Annotated in this window: 17 protein-coding genes; 13 read left to right on the top strand and 4 right to left on the bottom strand. The window is 68.9% G+C overall.

Annotation, left to right across the window (positions count from 1 at the left end; genetic code table 11):
- The first annotated feature begins 20 nt into the window (after positions 1-20).
- The 13 genes from DMH01_RS18525 (at position 21) to DMH01_RS18465 (ending at position 12,883) form a co-directional block, all read left to right on the top strand.
- Positions 21-941, top strand: a complete 921-nt coding sequence (locus DMH01_RS18525) for an oxygenase MpaB family protein (RefSeq protein ID WP_125678353.1) — start codon at positions 21-23, stop codon at positions 939-941.
- A 209-nt stretch (positions 942-1,150) separates the two neighbouring features.
- Positions 1,151-2,176, top strand: a complete 1,026-nt coding sequence (locus DMH01_RS18520; protein WP_125678351.1) for an LLM class F420-dependent oxidoreductase — start codon at positions 1,151-1,153, stop codon at positions 2,174-2,176.
- Between the two features lie 325 nt (positions 2,177-2,501).
- Complete coding sequence (locus DMH01_RS18515; RefSeq protein WP_125678349.1) at positions 2,502-4,517, top strand: neutral/alkaline ceramidase; 2,016 nt, start codon at positions 2,502-2,504, stop codon at positions 4,515-4,517.
- A 17-nt stretch (positions 4,518-4,534) separates the two neighbouring features.
- Positions 4,535-5,494 carry a sphingomyelin phosphodiesterase gene (locus DMH01_RS18510; protein ID WP_125678347.1) on the top strand — a complete coding sequence of 320 codons (960 nt, stop codon included), beginning with the start codon at positions 4,535-4,537 and terminating at the stop codon, positions 5,492-5,494.
- A 34-nt stretch (positions 5,495-5,528) separates the two neighbouring features.
- Positions 5,529-6,833 (top strand): MFS transporter, encoded by a 1,305-nt coding sequence (locus tag DMH01_RS18505; RefSeq protein WP_125678345.1) that lies wholly within the window; start codon positions 5,529-5,531, stop codon positions 6,831-6,833.
- On the top strand, positions 6,830-8,230 hold the full coding sequence (locus DMH01_RS18500) for an aminotransferase class V-fold PLP-dependent enzyme (protein WP_125678343.1): 1,401 nt from the start codon (positions 6,830-6,832) through the stop codon (positions 8,228-8,230). The genes DMH01_RS18505 and DMH01_RS18500 overlap by 4 nt, the downstream gene beginning before the upstream one ends.
- A 75-nt stretch (positions 8,231-8,305) precedes the next feature.
- Entirely contained in the window at positions 8,306-8,737 is a 432-nt protein-coding gene (locus DMH01_RS18495; protein WP_125678341.1) for an SRPBCC domain-containing protein, read from the top strand.
- Positions 8,727-9,062, top strand: coding sequence for a helix-turn-helix transcriptional regulator (locus DMH01_RS18490; protein ID WP_125678339.1), 336 nt, complete (start codon positions 8,727-8,729; stop codon positions 9,060-9,062). The genes DMH01_RS18495 and DMH01_RS18490 overlap by 11 nt, the downstream gene beginning before the upstream one ends.
- Positions 9,059-9,508, top strand: coding sequence for an SRPBCC domain-containing protein (locus DMH01_RS18485; RefSeq protein ID WP_125678337.1), 450 nt, complete (start codon positions 9,059-9,061; stop codon positions 9,506-9,508). The genes DMH01_RS18490 and DMH01_RS18485 overlap by 4 nt, the downstream gene beginning before the upstream one ends.
- Positions 9,505-10,194 (top strand): DUF899 domain-containing protein, encoded by a 690-nt coding sequence (locus DMH01_RS18480; RefSeq protein ID WP_125678335.1) that lies wholly within the window; start codon positions 9,505-9,507, stop codon positions 10,192-10,194. Before DMH01_RS18485 ends, DMH01_RS18480 begins: the two co-directional genes overlap by 4 nt.
- Before the next feature lie 21 nt (positions 10,195-10,215).
- On the top strand, positions 10,216-11,631 hold the full coding sequence (locus DMH01_RS18475) for a class I adenylate-forming enzyme family protein (RefSeq protein WP_125678333.1): 1,416 nt from the start codon (positions 10,216-10,218) through the stop codon (positions 11,629-11,631).
- A 50-nt stretch (positions 11,632-11,681) separates the two neighbouring features.
- The gene (locus tag DMH01_RS18470) at positions 11,682-12,533 is read left to right on the top strand and encodes an LLM class flavin-dependent oxidoreductase (RefSeq protein ID WP_125678331.1); all 852 of its coding nucleotides are present in this window, start codon (positions 11,682-11,684) and stop codon (positions 12,531-12,533) included.
- 53 nt (positions 12,534-12,586) lie between these two features.
- Positions 12,587-12,883 carry a hypothetical protein gene (locus DMH01_RS18465; RefSeq protein WP_125678329.1) on the top strand — a complete coding sequence of 99 codons (297 nt, stop codon included), beginning with the start codon at positions 12,587-12,589 and terminating at the stop codon, positions 12,881-12,883.
- 244 nt (positions 12,884-13,127) lie between these two features.
- On the opposite strand, the gene DMH01_RS18460 is transcribed toward DMH01_RS18465, so the two are convergent.
- Genes DMH01_RS18460 through mrf form a run of 4 tightly spaced genes read right to left on the bottom strand, consistent with a single transcriptional unit; the run spans position 13,128 to position 15,863 of the window.
- A complete protein-coding gene (locus tag DMH01_RS18460; protein WP_125678327.1) occupies positions 13,128-14,201 on the bottom strand; it encodes a GTP-binding protein in 1,074 nt (357 codons plus the stop codon).
- Positions 14,198-14,356, bottom strand: coding sequence for a 50S ribosomal protein L32 (gene rpmF, locus DMH01_RS18455; RefSeq protein ID WP_125678325.1), 159 nt, complete (start codon positions 14,354-14,356; stop codon positions 14,198-14,200). The genes DMH01_RS18460 and rpmF overlap by 4 nt, the downstream gene beginning before the upstream one ends.
- Positions 14,356-14,613 (bottom strand): type B 50S ribosomal protein L31, encoded by a 258-nt coding sequence (locus DMH01_RS18450; protein WP_007032638.1) that lies wholly within the window; start codon positions 14,611-14,613, stop codon positions 14,356-14,358. The genes rpmF and DMH01_RS18450 overlap by 1 nt, the downstream gene beginning before the upstream one ends.
- Positions 14,610-15,863, bottom strand: a complete 1,254-nt coding sequence (gene mrf, locus DMH01_RS18445) for a ribosome hibernation factor-recruiting GTPase MRF (protein ID WP_125678323.1) — start codon at positions 15,861-15,863, stop codon at positions 14,610-14,612. Before mrf ends, DMH01_RS18450 begins: the two co-directional genes overlap by 4 nt.
- Between the last annotated feature and the right edge of the window lie 58 nt (positions 15,864-15,921).

Raw genomic sequence — 15,921 nt, 5'->3', positions numbered from 1 at the left:
GCTCAGTGAGGAGACCGGGGATGACACAGCCGCGGCCGCTCGGACCGGATTCGCTGACCTGGAAGTACTTCGGCGACTGGCGCGGGCTGCTCATCGCGCTCTGGGCCGGATCCATGCAGAACATGCACCCCGAGCTGGGCGCGGGAGTCGAGGAGCACTCGCGGTTCTTCGAGGAGCGCTGGCAGCGTCTGTTCCGCTCGCTGTACCCGATCGGGGGAGTGATCTACGACGGCCCGCGCGCCCGGCAGACCGCGCTGGAGGTGCGCGGCTACCACGATCGGATCAAGGGTCTCGACAAACACGGGCGGCGGTATCACGCGCTCAATCCGGAGACGTTCTACTGGGCGCATTCGACCTTCTTCGTGAGCGCGATCCTCATCGCCGACAACTTCTGCGGCGGGATCGGCGAGGCCGAGAGGCGGAAGCTGTTCGAGGAGCACGTCCAGTGGTACGAGATGTACGGCATGAGCATGCGCCCGGTGCCGGAGTCGTGGGAGGACTTCCAGCTGTACTGGAAGCGGATGTGCGAGGACGTGCTGGAGGACAACAAGGCCACGCGCGACGTCCTCGACATCAAGGACCTCCCGAAGCCGAATTTCCTCCCGTGGCTGCCGGACTTCGCCTGGAAACTCGTCCGCGGGCACGTGGCGCGGAACTTCGTCTGGCTGACGGTCGGCCTGTACGACCCGCCGATCCGCGAGCGGCTCGGCTACACCTGGACCGAACGCGACGAGCGACGCCATCGCCGGATCGGGAAGCTGATCAACGCGGTGTTCAAGCTGGTCCCGCGTGACCGCCGCTATCACCCGCGGGCCAGGGCGGGCTGGCGCCGGGAGCGCGGCGAACTGGCTCCGGACGCGCCGTTGGTCGAGACTCCCGCGAGGAACCTTCCGCCGCTTTCGGAGCGGGGCAAACCCGAGCACTACTCACCGAACGTCTGACTAGGAGCTTCGATGAAGTTCGGTGAGTGGGCATCGAGTCGAAGGCGGGAACCCGGCACCGGCGGCTCACGTCGCCGCGCTCAGGGTCCCCAATGTGGCATTGGGGACACTGAGCGTCTCCAATGCCACATTGGGGACCTGCCTGGGCCCGACAAGAGCCATTCACGATCACTCCTTTCCTCGAGTACGGACACTGACTAGGAGCCTCGATGAAGCTGGGTTACCACCTCGGTTACTGGTCGTCCGGCCCGCCGGAGGGCGCGCTGGACGCGGTCTTGCGGGCCGAAGAACTCGGCTTCGATTCCGTGTGGACCGCCGAGGGCTACGGCTCGGACGCGTTCACCCCGCTCGCCTGGTGGGGCGCGTCGACCAGCCGGATCAAGCTCGGCACCAACATCGTCCAGATGTCGGCGCGCACCCCGACCGCGACGGCCATGCACGCGCTGACGCTGGATCACCTGTCCGGTGGACGGTTCGTGCTCGGGCTCGGCGCGTCCGGGCCGCAGGTGGTCGAAGGCTGGTATGGGCAGCCCTATCCGAAGCCGCTCGCCCGCACCCGCGAATACGTCGACATCGTGCGGAAGGTCGTCGCGCGCGAGGCGCCGGTGACCCACGACGGGCAGCATTTCCAGCTGCCACTGCAAGGCGGGACCGGGCTCGGCAAGCCGCTGAAGTCCACAGTGCACCCCTTCCGCAAGGAGATCCCGATCTTCCTCGCCGCGGAGGGGCCGAAGAACGTGGCGCTGTCGGCGGAGATCTGCGACGGCTGGCTCCCGTTGTTCTTCTCGCCCAAGAGTGACGCCTTCTATCGGACGGCGCTGCAGGAGGGTTTCTCGCGTCCTGGCGCCCGGCACGGTTTCGACGACTTCGAGGTCGCCGCGTCCGTGCCGGTGCTCGTCCACGACGATGTCGAGGAGGCCGCGAGCTGGATCAAGCCGTCGCTCGCGCTGTACATCGGTGGCATGGGCGCGAAATCGGTCAACTTCCACCACGACGTCTTCGCTCGGATGGGGTACGAGGACGTCGCCGACAAGGTGCAGGAGCTGTACCTGGCCGGCCGCAAGGACGAGGCGACCGCCGCGATCCCGACGTCGCTCGTCGAGGACACCTCGCTGATCGGGCCCGCGGAAAAGATCCGTGACGAACTCGCCGCGTGGGACGAGACCGTGGTGACCACGCTGCTTTTGCGGGGGGATGCCGCGACGCTCACGAAGGTCGCGGAGACGCTCTCGTAGCTGGACTCGCCCTCATGCATTGAGACAGTGGGGCGCCGTTGAAGGTTGCGAAAGCCACTTTCGCAACCTTCAACGTTGCGAAAGTGGCTTTCGCAACGCCGTCTCCTCGGTCGACCACGCCTTGAACCACAGCGCTCGACGGCCCGGTTCGCGGTTGACGAACGAAGGGCGCTTTCACCGCGTGCGACGTGGTGAAAGCGCCCTTCGCCGCAGGCGATGCGGAAAGGTCCCGGCCTTTCGTGGGTTGCGACAGTGAGGCCCATCACGTAGCGTCCCGGCCACGAACATGAAGTCGGTTCATGTTCGTGGCCGGGAGGTGCGACTCATGACGGTGAGCCGGAGGCGGGTTCTCGCGGGCGCGGCGGCGTTGCCCGTCGCGGCGAGCGTGCTCGGCGCCCAGCAAGCGCAAGCGGCGCCATCACGGGCTTTCCGCGTCGGCGTCGGCATCTCCGACGTCACCGGCCCGGCAGCCGAGAACGGCATGATGGGCTACTCGATGCCGCAGCAGCAGACCGCCGGCATCCATCTCCGCACCCGGGCGCGCGCTTTCGTGGTCGACGACGGTGCCAAGCGGATCGCCTTCGTCACCGCGGACATCGGCGCGCTGTTCCAGTCCGTCCATCAGGGCGTGCTGCGCAAGCTCCAGGCCGCGTACGGCGACCTGTACACCGAGCAGAACGTCCTCCTCAACGCCACGCACACCCACTCCGCGTGCGGCGGGGATTCCCATTACGCCGCTTACGATCTGGCGATCCTCGGCTTCCAGCAACAGGTGTACGACGCGCACGTCGACGGGATCTTCGAAGCGATCAGCCGGGCGCACGCGAACCTCGCACCAGGGTCGATCCGGCTCGGGCGCGCCGAGCTGACCAAGGCCAGCGTCAACCGCTCACGCAAGGCTTTCGACCTGAACCCGCAGGAGGACAAGGACCACTTCCCGCAGGCGATCGACCCGGCCGTCACTGTCCTGCGGTTCAGCCAGAACGGCGTCGACGTCGGCGCGATCAGCTGGTTCGCCACGCACGGGACGTCGATGAGCAACGGCAACCACCTGATCAGCGGCGACAACAAGGGTTACGCCGCCTACGAGTGGGAGCACGACCACGCCGGCGTGCGATACCTCGACGGGAACCCGCGGTTCGTCGCCGCGTTCCCGCAGACCAACACCGGCGACATGAGCCCGAACCTGAATCTCGAACCCGGCACGCCCGAAACCGAGTTCGAGAACACCCGCACGATCGGCGACCTCCAGTTCCGTGCGGCGAAGAGCGCCTTCGACGCGGCCGCCGATGCCGTGACGGGCGGCGTCGACTACCGGATGTACTACGTGGACATGTCCGACGTGGCCGTCGACGCGAAGTACACCCCGAACGGGCGGCCGCAGCGCACCTGCACGGCCGCGATCGGGGTGTCGATGCTGGCGGGCAGCCGCGAAGACGGGCCCGGTCTGCCGCTGCCGGAAGGCGTGAAGAACCCGTTCATCGACTGGCTCGGCGGCATCGACGCGCCGATCCCGCAGGCCCTCGCCGACGCGCACGCGCCGAAGGTGATCGCGGTGCCGTTCGGCGCGATGAAGCCGTATCCGTGGACGCCGGAGGTCCTGCCGTTGCAGCTCGTCCGGATCGGGCAGCTGCATCTCGTGGCCGTGCCCGCCGAGCTGACCATCGTCGCCGGATTGCGGCTGCGCCGGACCGTCGCCGCCGAACTCGGTGTCCCGCTGGAGAACGTGCTCGTCCAGGGGTACGCCAACGCGTACAGCCAGTACGTCACCACGCCCGAGGAATACGACTCGCAGCAGTACGAAGGCGCGTCGACGCTGTACGGCCGGTACACGCTTCCGGCGTACCAGCAGGAATTCGCCAAACTCGCGGCCGCGATGAAGTCGGGGGCGGCGGTGCCGCACGGGCCGACGCCGCGGGATCTGAGCGGCAAGCTGATCAACTTCCAGCCCGGCGTCGTCTTCGACAGTCCGCCCGCGTTCAAGAACTTCGGTGACGTCCTTGTCGACGCGAAGAGCACCTACGCGCGCGGTGAGCAGGTCGCGGTCGAGTTCGTCACCGGGCATCCGAAGAACGACCTCCGGCGCGGCGGCACGTTCCTGGAGATCCAGCGCCTGGTCGATGGCAAATGGGTCCGCCACGCCGACGACGGCGACTGGGACACGAAGTACCACTGGGCGCGGACGTTCGTCGCCGAATCGAAAGCCGTCGTCCACTGGAAGATCCCCGCGAACGCCCCGATCGGCAAATATCGCGTGATCCACTTCGGAAACTGGAAGAACGGCTGGAACGGGGCGATCTCCGCGTTCAGCGGGACTTCGCGGACATTCGTCGTCTCCTGACACCGAAAGGGTCTTTCGTGCGGAAGCTCGCCGTACTCGCCATCGCCGCCGCGATGTTCGCCGGAACCGCCGTGCCCGCCCAGGCGGCGGTCACGGTGAAGGTCATGGCGTTCAACATCTGGCAGCTGCCCTGGATCGCCAGTCCGAACACTGCGGACAAACAGGCCAGGGCTCGCGCGGCGGAGGACGTCATCCGCGCGAACGACGCCGACGTCGTCGTCCTGGACGAGGCTTTCAGCGCCCAGGCGGAGGAACTGCGGAACCGGCTGAAGGACGTCTGGCCGCATCAGACCCCGCTCGTCGGCCAGTACTGCGGCACCTCACCCGGCTGGACCACGGTGAACGGGAACTGCTCGAATTCCCCGATCGTGGTCAACGGCGGGGTCACCGTGCTCAGCAAGGCGCCGGTGACCGAGCAGCACCAGCTGGTCTTCCGCAATTCCTACTCCGGCACCGCGGACTACCTGTCCAACAAGGGTGCCGCGCTCGCCCGCCTGGTCGTCAACGGGAAACCGCTGTGGATCGCGGGTACGCACATGCAGGCGGACGAGGGTCCGGAGACACTGCCGAAGGCGCACGAGATCCGGATGGCGCAGCTGGGCGAGATCCGGGACCTGGTCACGAAATACGCGCCGGCCGGTGAGCCGGTCGTCGTCGCGGGCGACCTGAACATCGAGTACTGGGCGGGACAAGCGCGCAAGGACACCCTCGGCCGGACCCAGGTCCAGCAGGGCGAGGCCATCCTCGACGGCGTCCTCCGCACGACGGGCGAAGGCGCGTACACCTTCGACGCGGCCACGAACCCGAACGCGGCGAAGTCCGTTCCGGTGACCTACCGTGACTCGCTGGACTACGTCGGCGCCGTGCACGCGGGCGGCCGTCCACGCGCCGCTGTCGGCCCGGTACAGCTCGTGCATTACGACGGTGGCACGATTCCCTCCGACCACTACCCGGTGGTGGCCAAGATCCAATACTGAGGCCTTCATCGGGAGAACCGCCTCGAGGAGGATCATGGCATCGCTGCCAGCACGGACGAGGTACCGCTACTCGCTCGGCTCGTTCGTCACCGGCGCCTTCGGCACTGTTCCCGGCCTGCTCCTCCTGAAATACCTCACCGACACGATGGGCGTCGCGGCGGGCGTGGCCGGCCTGATCGTGTTCGTTCCCAAAGCGTGGGACGTGCTCTTCAACCCGATCGCGGGAAGGCTGTCGGACGCGGACATGGTCCGCACCGGCAGCCGCCGCCGGTTCCTGCTCTACGGCGGGATCGGCGTCTCGATCCTCTTCGCGGCCCTGTTCGCGCATCCCGGCTTCGGCGGCCCGGTGCCCGACGCGATCTACGTCGTCGTCGTGTTCCTGTTGTGCGCCACCGCGTACGCGTTCTTCCAGGTGCCGTTCAACGCACTGCCCGCCGAGCTGACCGATTCGGCGGAAGAACGCACGAAGCTGACGAGTGTCCGGATCGGGTTCCTCGCGGTCGCCATCCTGGTCTCCGGCGGTGGCGCGCCCGCGATCACCGACCTCATCGGCGGCGTCGCCGGCTATCGGGTCATGGGCCTGTTCATCGCCGTGGTCATTTTGCTCGCGACCCTCGGCGTGTACTTCGGGCTGAAGGACGCACCCGTCGGCGCGCTGCGGCCGAACACGGTGAGCCCGCGCGAACTGCTCCGGACACTCGCGCAGTGGCGGCCGTTCCGCTGGCTGCTCGGCGTCTACTTCATCCAGGCCCTCGGCATCGGCACGGTGCTGGCCGCGATCCCGTTCTTCGCCGAGCGGATCCTCGGCAGCTCGGGCTATTCGACGGTCCTGTTCGTCGGTTTCGTCGGCCCGGCACTGCTGACCATGCCGCTGTGGCCGCGACTCGGGGCGAGCGTCGGGAAACTGGCCGGATTCCGGATCGCCACCGCCGCGTTCGGCGTCGGTCTGCTGGGGCTGCTCGGTGCCCAGGTGTTCCCGTTCGCCGTCACGATGGTGTTCGTCGCCTTCTGCGGTGTCGGCTACGCGGGGATCTCGGTGTTCCCGCTGGCGATCCTGCCGGACCTGATCAGCGACGAGGAGGAGCGGACCGGCGAGACCAGGGCCGGGGTCGCGGCGGGCGTCTGGACGGCGTCGGAGACGCTGGGGCTCGCGCTCGGACCGGGGCTCTGGGGGCTGGTGCTGCAGTTCGGCGGCTACCTGTCCAGCCTCGACGCCAAGGTCGCGCAGCCGGACAGCGCGCTCGCGGCGATCCTGCTCGGCGCGTCGATCCTCCCGGCCGTGCTGATCGTGCTGGGCATCCCGCTGCTGCGCAGGTCGGTGCTGGAGCGCCGCGCGTGACCGCCGAGGACGTCCTGCGGGAGCTGCGGGAACTGCGCGCGGGGGACTTGCCGACGCACGGAGGCCGGACGCTCGCGTACGTCTACGACAGCGGTCTGTCCGAAGTGGACGAACTCGGGGCGGCGGCGCACGCGCTGGCGTCGTCGGCCAACGGTCTCGACCCGACGGCGTTCCCGAGCCTGCTGCGAATGGAGAACGACCTCGTCGGTACCGCAGCGCGGCTGCTGGGCGGGACGGCGGAGACGGTCGGATCGGTGACCTCGGGCGGCACGGAGTCGTGCATGCTCGCCGTCCTGGCCGCCCGCGACGGTCGTCCCGGCGTGTCCGCGCCGAATATCGTGCTGCCCACGACCGCGCACGCGGCGTTCCACAAGGCGGCGCATTTCTTCGGTGTCCGCGCGATTCCGGTGCCGGTCGATCCGGTGACCTTCCGCGCCGTCCCCGAGGCGATGGCCGCCGCGGTCGACGACAGCACGGTCCTCGTCGTCGCGAGCGCTCCGTCGTACGCCCACGGCGTGCTCGACCCGATCGCCGAGATCGCCGCGTTGCTGGACGGCGTCCGGTTCCACGTCGACGCCTGTATCGGCGGCTGGGTGCTGCCGTACTTGGGGCTCGGCCCGTTCGGCTTCGACGTCCCCGGCGTCACCAGCGTCTCGGTCGATCTGCACAAGTACGCCTACTGCCCGAAAGGCGTGTCGGTTCTGTTGCACGCCAACGCCGACCTTCGCCGGCCGCACTACTTCGCCAGCGCGGACTGGCCCGGCTACACGATGCTGAACACCACGCTGCAGAGCACACGATCCGGTGGCCCGCTCGCCGCGGCGTGGGCGGTCGTGCGCCACGTCGGCGCCGAGGGTTACGCGAAGCTGGCTTCGGCGGCCCGTGACGCGGCCGTCGAGATCCGCGCCGGGATCGAGGTGCTGGACGGCTTGCGTGTCCTCGGCGATCCGGTCTCGACCCTGCTCGCGTTCACCGTGGCGGACGATGCCGGGTTCGACCTGTTCACCGTCGCGGACGAGATGCGCGAGCGCGGCTGGTACGTCCAGCCGCAGTTCGCCCACGGGGCGTCGCCCGCGAACCTGCACCTGACCGTGACGGCCGCGAACCGGGGTTTTGAACAGGAGTTCCTCGGAAGTCTCGCGGCGTCGGTCGTGGCCGCTCGTGAAGCGGGGCCGGTCGTCGTCGACCCACAGGTGGCGGAGTTCGTCGCGGCGCTGGACCCGGCGACGTTGACGCCGGAGCAGTTCGCCGGACTGCTGGCGGCCGCGGGTCTCGGCGGTGCGGCCGGATTGCCCACCCGGATGGCGGAGATCAACGCCCTGCTGGCCACGGCGCCCGGCCCGCTGCGGGAGCGGTTGTTGCTCGAATTCCTCGGCGCGCTGTACACGGCTTCCTGATCCGCCCTTGACGCAATCAGTTGGTTGCTATACAAAGTTATAGCAACCAACTGATTGCTACTTGAGGAGGCCGTCGTGGGATTCCCCGACCGGATCGAACGCACCGTCGAGATCGCCCACCCGCCCGCGAAGGTCTGGACCGCGCTGACCACGGCCGAGGGCCTGGGCACCTGGTTCGGGAACCAGGCGAGCATCGACCTGCGGCCCGGTGGTGCGGCCGAGATGAAATGGGACGAGGGGCACAAGGCGAACATGCGTGTCGAGCGCGTCGAAGAGCCGGAGGTCTTCGGCTTCACCTGGAACATCTACGGTCTCCCCGACGAAGACCCGCGCCGCACGTACGTCGAGTTCACCCTGGTCCCGAACGGCGGTGGCACGCGGCTCACCGTCGTCGAGTCCGGCTTCTCCCAGCTGCCGGACGACGCCCACCAGGTCGCGTTCGAAGGGAACACGAAGGGGTGGGCGGCCGAGCTGGGCGAACTGATCGAATACCTCGATGCCGCCTGACATCGAAACGACCGCCGAACAGGTCTTCGTCGCCTTGGCCGACCCGAGCAGGCGGAGCATTCTCGCCGTCCTCGCCTCGGGCGGCCCGGCCACGGCGACCGACCTCGCCGACCGCCTGCCGATCACGCGGCAGGCCATCGCCAAGCACCTCGCCCTGCTCACCGACGCGGGGCTGGTGATCCCGGAGCAAGGGGAGCGGCGGCGCGTCCGCTACCGGCTGAACTCCGCGCCGATGCAGGTCGCCCAGCAGTTCCTCGCCGCGCTCGCCCGTGATTGGGACGGGCCCCTCGCGGCGCTCAAAGAGCATCTGGAGGGAAGATCATGAGCTTCACGACGAGTTTCACCGTGGACCGGACACCGCACCAGGTCTTCGAGGCATTCAACGACGTCCGCGGGTGGTGGTCGGAAGAGATCGTGCACTCCGGCGACGAGTTCGAGTACCACTACGAGGAGCTCCACCGCTGCCGCGTGCGGATCACGGAGTCCGTGCCGGGCCGTAAGGTCTCCTGGCTGATCCTGGAGAACCACTTCGACTTCACCCGGGACGAGACGGAGTGGGTCGGCACCACGATCACGTTCGAGATCGCCGAGAAGGACGGCAAGACCGAAGCGCGCTTCACCCATCACGGGCTGGTCCCGGAGTACGAATGCTTCGATGTCTGCCACAAGGCGTGGACCTTCTACGTCGGCACCAGCCTGCGGGAGCTGATCATGACCGGCGAAGGCCGGCCGAACCGGCAAAGCGTCCTGCCCGCGGAGCTGGCGGGATGAACACGGTGTCCGCGGCCGAATGGGAAGAAGCGCGCCTTCGGTTGCTGGTTAAGGAAAAGGAACTGACCCGGGCCCGCGACGCGCTCGCGGCCGAGCGGCGGCGGATGCCGTGGCTCGCGGTCGAGAAGCCGTACGAGTTCGAAGGGCCGTCCGGCGCGGTGAACCTGCTCGACCTGTTCGAGGGACGCCGTCAGCTGATCGTCTACCGGGCCTTCTTCGATCCCGGGGTGGAAGGTTTCCCCGACCACGCCTGCAAAGGCTGCTCGCTGGTGGCTGACCAGGTCGCGCACGTCGCGCATCTGAACGCCCGCGACACCACCCTGGCCTTCGTCTCCCGGGGCGGGCAACCGGACATCGCGCGGATGAAGGCGCGGATGGGCTGGACGATGCCGTGGTACACGATCACCGGCGACTTCGACGTCGACTTCGGGGTCGATGAGTGGCATGGCACCAACGCCTTCATCCGTGAAGGCGACCACGTGTTCCGGACGTACTTCATCAACAACCGCGGCGATGAAGCGATGGGCGGCACCTGGAGCTACCTCGACATCACCGCGCTGGGACGGCAGGAGGAGTGGGAGGACTCGCCGGAAGGCCATCCGCAGACGCCGCCCTACGAGTGGTGGGACTGGCACGACGCCTACGAGGGTGCCGCTCCCGCCGGTGGCTGCTGCTCGGGGTCTTGACCCTGGGTTAGGGTCCGGCCGGTGGAGAGTCTGTTCTTGACCCGGGTGCTGGACGCGCTGCGATCCGGGGGCGACGAGGTGCTGTTCGTCCAGGACGGCGTGGAGACCGGCTACGGGCAGGCGCTCGATCTGGTACGCAGGATGTACGCGGGCCTGCCGGAGCGCGGGGTCGTCGCCATCGATGCCGGCAACCGGCCGGAAACCGTCCTCCTGCAGATCGCCGCGCAGCTGCGGGGTTCGACGGTGCTGCTGGTCGCCGCATCGGCGAGTTCGCCGGATCGGCTCGCCGCTGTCGAGGCGGCCGGGGTCGCGACCCTGGTGACCGAGCAGCCGTCGGACTGGCCCGCCGGCGACGCACGGGTTATCGCACTCGACGAACTGATCGACCGCGACGGTGCCGACCCGGCGGGGCTGCCGGAGTCGGTCACCGTCGTCTTTCCCACCGGCGGTACCACCGGGGCGCCGAAACTCATCCGGCATAGCGGGATCTACGACGGGATGGCGCATATCTTCGCGCCGGACCCGGCGGGGCCGGGACGCACGCTGCTGATCGCGCCGATGACGCATATGACCGGCAACGCCACCGTGCTGGGCGCGATCCTGCGGCGGGAGAGCGTCGTCCTGCTGCGGGGTTTCGACGCGGGCACGGTACTCGACGCGATCGCGGAACACCGGATCACCACGTTGTCCCTCACACCCGCGCGCCTGGCCGAGGTACTCGACCATCCGGCCTTGACGTCGACCGACGTCAGCAGTGTGCGGCAGCTTTCGCTGGGTGCCGCGCCGCTCCCGCCGAGACGGCTGGCTCGGGCGCTCGAGGTGTTCGGGCCCGTGGTCGGGCAGGGATACGGGCTCACCGAGGCGCCGATGATCGCGAGCATCTCCGCGGCGGAGCTCGACGGGCGGCCGGATCGGCTCGAGTCCGTGGGCCGGATCGTGCCGGGCATGGAGGCCAGAATCGACGACGGGGAGGTCTTGGTCCGCGGGCTGTCCATGATGGTCGGTTACCACGGGTCGCCGCCGATCGGCGACGGCTGGCTGCGGACCGGCGATCTCGGGCGGTTCGACGACGAGGGGTACCTCTACCTGCTGGACCGCGCGAACGACGTCATCATCACCGGCGAGCACGGCACCAAGGTGTACTCGACCGTGGTCGAGAACGCGCTCGCGCGGCATCCGCTGATCCGCTCCGTGGCCGTGTTCGGGGTGCCGGGCGACGGCGGCGAGGGCGAGCGGGTGCACGCCGTGGTGGTCGCCTCGGGAGCCCTGTCGGCCGAAGAAGTCCGGGCACAGGCCAGGGAGTTCTTCGGGCGGGAGCATTTCGTACCGTCCGATGTGGACTTCGCCGACGCGCTGCCGCTGACGGCGATCGGCAAGGTCGACAAGCGGGCGCTCCGGGAGCCGTTCTGGGCCGGGCACCGCCGCCACATCGCCTGACGTGATGCGCGCCTTGACCTCCAGTCGAGTGGAGGTCGCACGATGAGCTCATGAAACTGGGTGTGATCCTCCCGTCCGACGATCTGCGTGTCTCCGCCCGGCAGGCCGAGGACGCGGGCCTCGACAGTGTGTTCCTCGGCGACCACCTGATGACCGGCCGTCCCTCGCTCGACAGCACGGTCGGGCTGGCGGTCGCCGCCGCGGTCACGACCCGGATCCGGATCGGGCTGAGCGTGTTCGTCCCGGCGATGCGGCCGCTGGCGTGGGCGGCCAAGCAGATCGCCACGCTGCAGCAGGTGTCGGGCGAGCGGCTGATCCTCGGCATCGGCTCGGGCGGGGGAGAAGCCCAGTTCGCCGCGGCCGGGGTGCCGTTCGGCGACCGCGGCCCGCGCACCGACCAGGCGCTTCGCTTGCTGCCGGATCTGCTGACAGGCAAAGAGGCGCGGATCGGCGACGCCGTCGTCGAATTGGCGCCGGCGGTGGCGGTCCCGCCGATCTGGGTCGGCAACCGGGGCCGGCTCGTGCTCCAGCGCGTCGCGGAGCACGGCACCGGATGGTTTCCGTCGCTCCTGCCGCCGGACGCCGTCGCCGACGGACGGCGACGGCTGACGGATCTCGGCGTCGCGAACCCGGTGATCGCGGTCGGCGCCACCGGCGCGCTGGGCGAAGGCGCGGACCTGCCGACGGCGGCGGATCTGGCGACAGGGATCAACGACGCCTACGGGATGCCGCTCGACCAGGCGCTTTCCTTGCCACTGACCGGTTCTGTCGAAGCCGTCGCAGAACGGCTGGCGGCGTACCGAGAGGCGGGAGCGGCCCACATCGTCGTCGGGCTGGCGGGTCCGCGCTGGGCCGACCAGGTGCGGGCACTCGGTCGGGTGAGAGCGCTGCTGGGCCCGTAGACCGGTGCTACGGTCCGCCTGATCAGGCATTTCCGATCAGGAAGGACCCGGTGATGACCGCCGCGCACACCGAACACGCCGGCCATACACACGCTCACGGCGAAGGATGCGGCCACGTCGCCGTACCGCACGGAGACCACACCGACTACGTGCACGACGGGCACCTGCACCGCGTCCACGACGGGCATTTCGACGAGTGCGAGACCGGCGACCACATCCCGCACCAGGGTCACGACCACGCCCACGGCGAGGGCTGCGGCCATGTCGCGGTGCCGCACGGCGACCACGTCGACTACCTGCACGACGGACACCGCCACGCCGCGCACGGGGACCACTACGACGACCACTGACCTCGCGACCCGAAGTACATGATGGCCCCCTTCCTTGCGCCAGGCGCAAGGAAGGGGGCCATCATGTACTTGAGAGCCTCGTCTGCCGCGAGTGGTCTATCCGGGGTTAGGGCGAAGGTGCCGTGTTGCGAAAGTGGCTTTCGCAACGTCTGCGGAGGAGCGCCCGGGTCGCGAAAGCCACTTTGGCGACGTCAGATGTCTCGAAAGTGGCTTTCGCGACACCCTCCGGCGCCCGTCGCGCGACTCAGTGCACGTGCACCGCTTCCCACTCCGGAAACGGATCCGCGCCCGCCGAACCGGCGGCCAGGCAGGACCGGAGCGAGTCCAGCAGAGCGTCTTCCTCCAGCCCCACGCCGATGAACACGAGTTCCTGCCGCGGTGCCTCCTCGACACCCTGCGGCTCGAACCGGGCGACCGAACCCGCCTGCGACCACAACCCCGTCACCCCGGGCCGCGACGCCAGCGAGAAGAACCCCTTCGACCGCAGGACCGTCCCGAACTCCCCGGAATCGAGCCGTCCGACGAAGTCCCACAGCCGCTCGGCGTCGAAAGCCGCCGAGGCGCGGAAGACGACGCTGGAGATCCCGTACTCCTCCGTCTCCGGAACGTGATCGCCGTTGAGTTCCGCCACCCAGCCAGGTGCTTCCTGCGCCCTCTCGACGTCGTAGCGCCCGGTGCCGAGCACCCGGTCGAGCGGGATCCGGCCGTGTGTCGAGACGACGACGTCGGCGGCCGGGTTGAGCCGCCGCAGCACCGCCGTCAGCCGGTCGAGGGAGACGGCCGGGACCAGGTCCGCCTTGTTCAGCAGGAGGACGTCCGCGAACTCGATCTGATCCATCAGCAGGTCGCTGACCGTCCGCTCGTCCCCGTCGTACTGGTCCAGCCCGCGTTCGGTCAGCGCGTCCCCGGCCGCCAGTTCCCGCTCGAAGTTCACCGCGTCGACCACGGTCACCATCGTGTCGAGCCGCGCGGAATCCAAAAAGGAGAACGTCGCCGCCACGGGCATCGGCTCGGAGATCCCGCTCGATTCGATGAGCAGGTAGTCGAACCGGCCGTCCTCGCACAGCCGCGAGACCTCTTCCAGCAGGTCGTCGCGCAAGGTGCAGCAGATGCAGCCGTTGGTCATCTCGACGAGCCGTTCCTCGGTGCGGGACAGGCTGTTCCCGTCCCGCACCAGCGCGGCGTCGATGTTGACCTCGCTCATGTCGTTCACGATCACCGCCACCCGGAGCCCGTCGCGGTTGGCGAGGACGTGGTTGAGCACGGTCGTCTTGCCCGCTCCCAGGAATCCGGACAGCACCGTGACCGGCGTCGTCACGCCCCGCCCTTGTGAAAGTGCTTCATCAGCTTGCGCGGCACGAGTTTCGTCTCGCCGTTCACCTTGATCGGCACCAGATCCGGCACGGCCGCCTTCCACTGCGAACGCCGGGACCGAGTGTTGCTGCGCGACATCTTCCGCTTCGGGACGGCCATTACTTCGACCCTCCGCGGCGTCCGTAGCGGCGGTGGAACTTCTCCACCTGGCCGGCGCTGTCCATGATCCGCTGGTTGCCGGTCCAGAACGGGTGCGACCACGAGCTGATCTCGACGTTCACCACCGGATAGGTGTTGCCGTCGCTCCACTCGATGGTCTGGTCCGAGGTGGCGGTGGAGCGCGTCAGGAAGGCGTCCCCGGTGGAGAGGTCCTTGAACACCACGGGGTGGTAGTCGGGGTGGATTCCCGGTTTCACTGCGTTTCGTCCTTTCGGTTCGACGCGTTCACGTCGTGCTTTTCGGGGTCGGTTTCCGTGTCCTCACACGGTTCTTCGTGCCACTCGCCGAACGGATCCGGGTAGCGGAGCCATTCCTGCTCGCCGGCGTCGAGTTCCTCGTCGGTCAGCAGCGCCCCGTTCAGGGCGGCTTCGATCTCGTCCGGGGTGGCCTGATCGGTGACGACGACCAGTTCCTGCGCGCGGTCGCCGAACAGCGGGTCCCAGCGCAGGGAGGCCAGCGTGCGGCGTTCCGGGGAGACGTCGGCCCAGTCCGGTCCGTCCGGGGCGGCGAGCCACGGCCCGGCGTGCCCGACACCGAGACCGCCGCCCGCGGACTCGATCCACAGCGCCATGTCGGGCTGGCTCGCGACCCAGAGCCGCCCCCGGGTGCGGACGACGCCGTCGAGCAGGACGTCGATCGCGTCGTGGAGGCGCTCCGGGTGGAACGGGCGCTGCGAGGTGAAGGTGAGCAGCCCGATGCCGCAGTCGGTGTGCAACGGCGGCTGGCCGCGCAGCAGCGGTCCGTGCATGTCGGTGACCTCGCCGCGCCGGGCGTCGGACGGGACGGCGTCGAGCACCGTCGTCCCGTCCACAGAGGACAGGTCGACCCGTGGGATCGACGGCGCGACACGGTCGAGCACGGCCGAAGCCTTCGCCGCGGACCACGCGTCGGTCGCCGCGCCGGCGAGGACGAGCAGGTCGGCGAACTCGACCTGGGACAGCGCGACCTGGGCGACGGTGCGTTCGTCCTCGGGGCTGGCCCGCAGGCTCCGTTCGGCCAGCGTGTCGTCGCCGGTGCTGTCGGCCAGCCAGGCCGCGCAGTCGACGACGGTCAGCACCGCCCGGAGATCGACGTCCTCGATGACCGGCCGGTCGCCGACGAGGACGTTGTGCAGCGCCCAGCTGACCGGCTCGGGCTCCATGGCCTCGTCGAGCCGCACCACGATGCGCCGCACCTGCGGCATCCGCGAGAGCTTGCGCAGCAGCGGCAGCAGATCCTCGCGCAACGTGCACGAGACGCAGCCGTGCGCGAGTTCGAGGACGGTCAGCTGGTCGCGGTCACCGAGCCGGATCCGCCGTCGGACCACTCCGGAGTGAATCTGCCTCAGGTCGTGATGCACGACGGCGGTGCCCGGCTCGGCGAGGCGCAGCCGCTCGGCGAGGTCGGCGTTCGGTCCCGGTGCGAGGCCACTGATCAGGACGAGGGGCACGCGGGGGTTGTCGGTCACTGAAGCTCCGGGGCGTCGAGGGCGTTCTGGTTCGGCTGTGTAGAGTAAATGAAAACGA

The organism is Amycolatopsis sp. WAC 04182, from assembly GCF_003947465.1.
Classification (GTDB): domain Bacteria; phylum Actinomycetota; class Actinomycetes; order Mycobacteriales; family Pseudonocardiaceae; genus Amycolatopsis.
This window is presented reverse-complemented; position numbering and strand designations above follow the sequence as displayed.

Coding starts and splice junctions, on each gene's coding strand:
- DMH01_RS18525 (WP_125678353.1), top strand. CDS start 21: ATGACACAGCCGCGGCCGCTCGGACCGGATTCGCTGACCTGGAAGTAC.
- DMH01_RS18520 (WP_125678351.1), top strand. CDS start 1,151: ATGAAGCTGGGTTACCACCTCGGTTACTGGTCGTCCGGCCCGCCGGAG.
- DMH01_RS18515 (WP_125678349.1), top strand. CDS start 2,502: ATGACGGTGAGCCGGAGGCGGGTTCTCGCGGGCGCGGCGGCGTTGCCC.
- DMH01_RS18505 (WP_125678345.1), top strand. CDS start 5,529: ATGGCATCGCTGCCAGCACGGACGAGGTACCGCTACTCGCTCGGCTCG.
- DMH01_RS18490 (WP_125678339.1), top strand. CDS start 8,727: ATGCCGCCTGACATCGAAACGACCGCCGAACAGGTCTTCGTCGCCTTG.
- DMH01_RS18485 (WP_125678337.1), top strand. CDS start 9,059: ATGAGCTTCACGACGAGTTTCACCGTGGACCGGACACCGCACCAGGTC.
- DMH01_RS18480 (WP_125678335.1), top strand. CDS start 9,505: ATGAACACGGTGTCCGCGGCCGAATGGGAAGAAGCGCGCCTTCGGTTG.
- DMH01_RS18470 (WP_125678331.1), top strand. CDS start 11,682: ATGAAACTGGGTGTGATCCTCCCGTCCGACGATCTGCGTGTCTCCGCC.
- DMH01_RS18465 (WP_125678329.1), top strand. CDS start 12,587: ATGACCGCCGCGCACACCGAACACGCCGGCCATACACACGCTCACGGC.
- rpmF (WP_125678325.1), bottom strand. CDS start 14,356: ATGGCCGTCCCGAAGCGGAAGATGTCGCGCAGCAACACTCGGTCCCGG.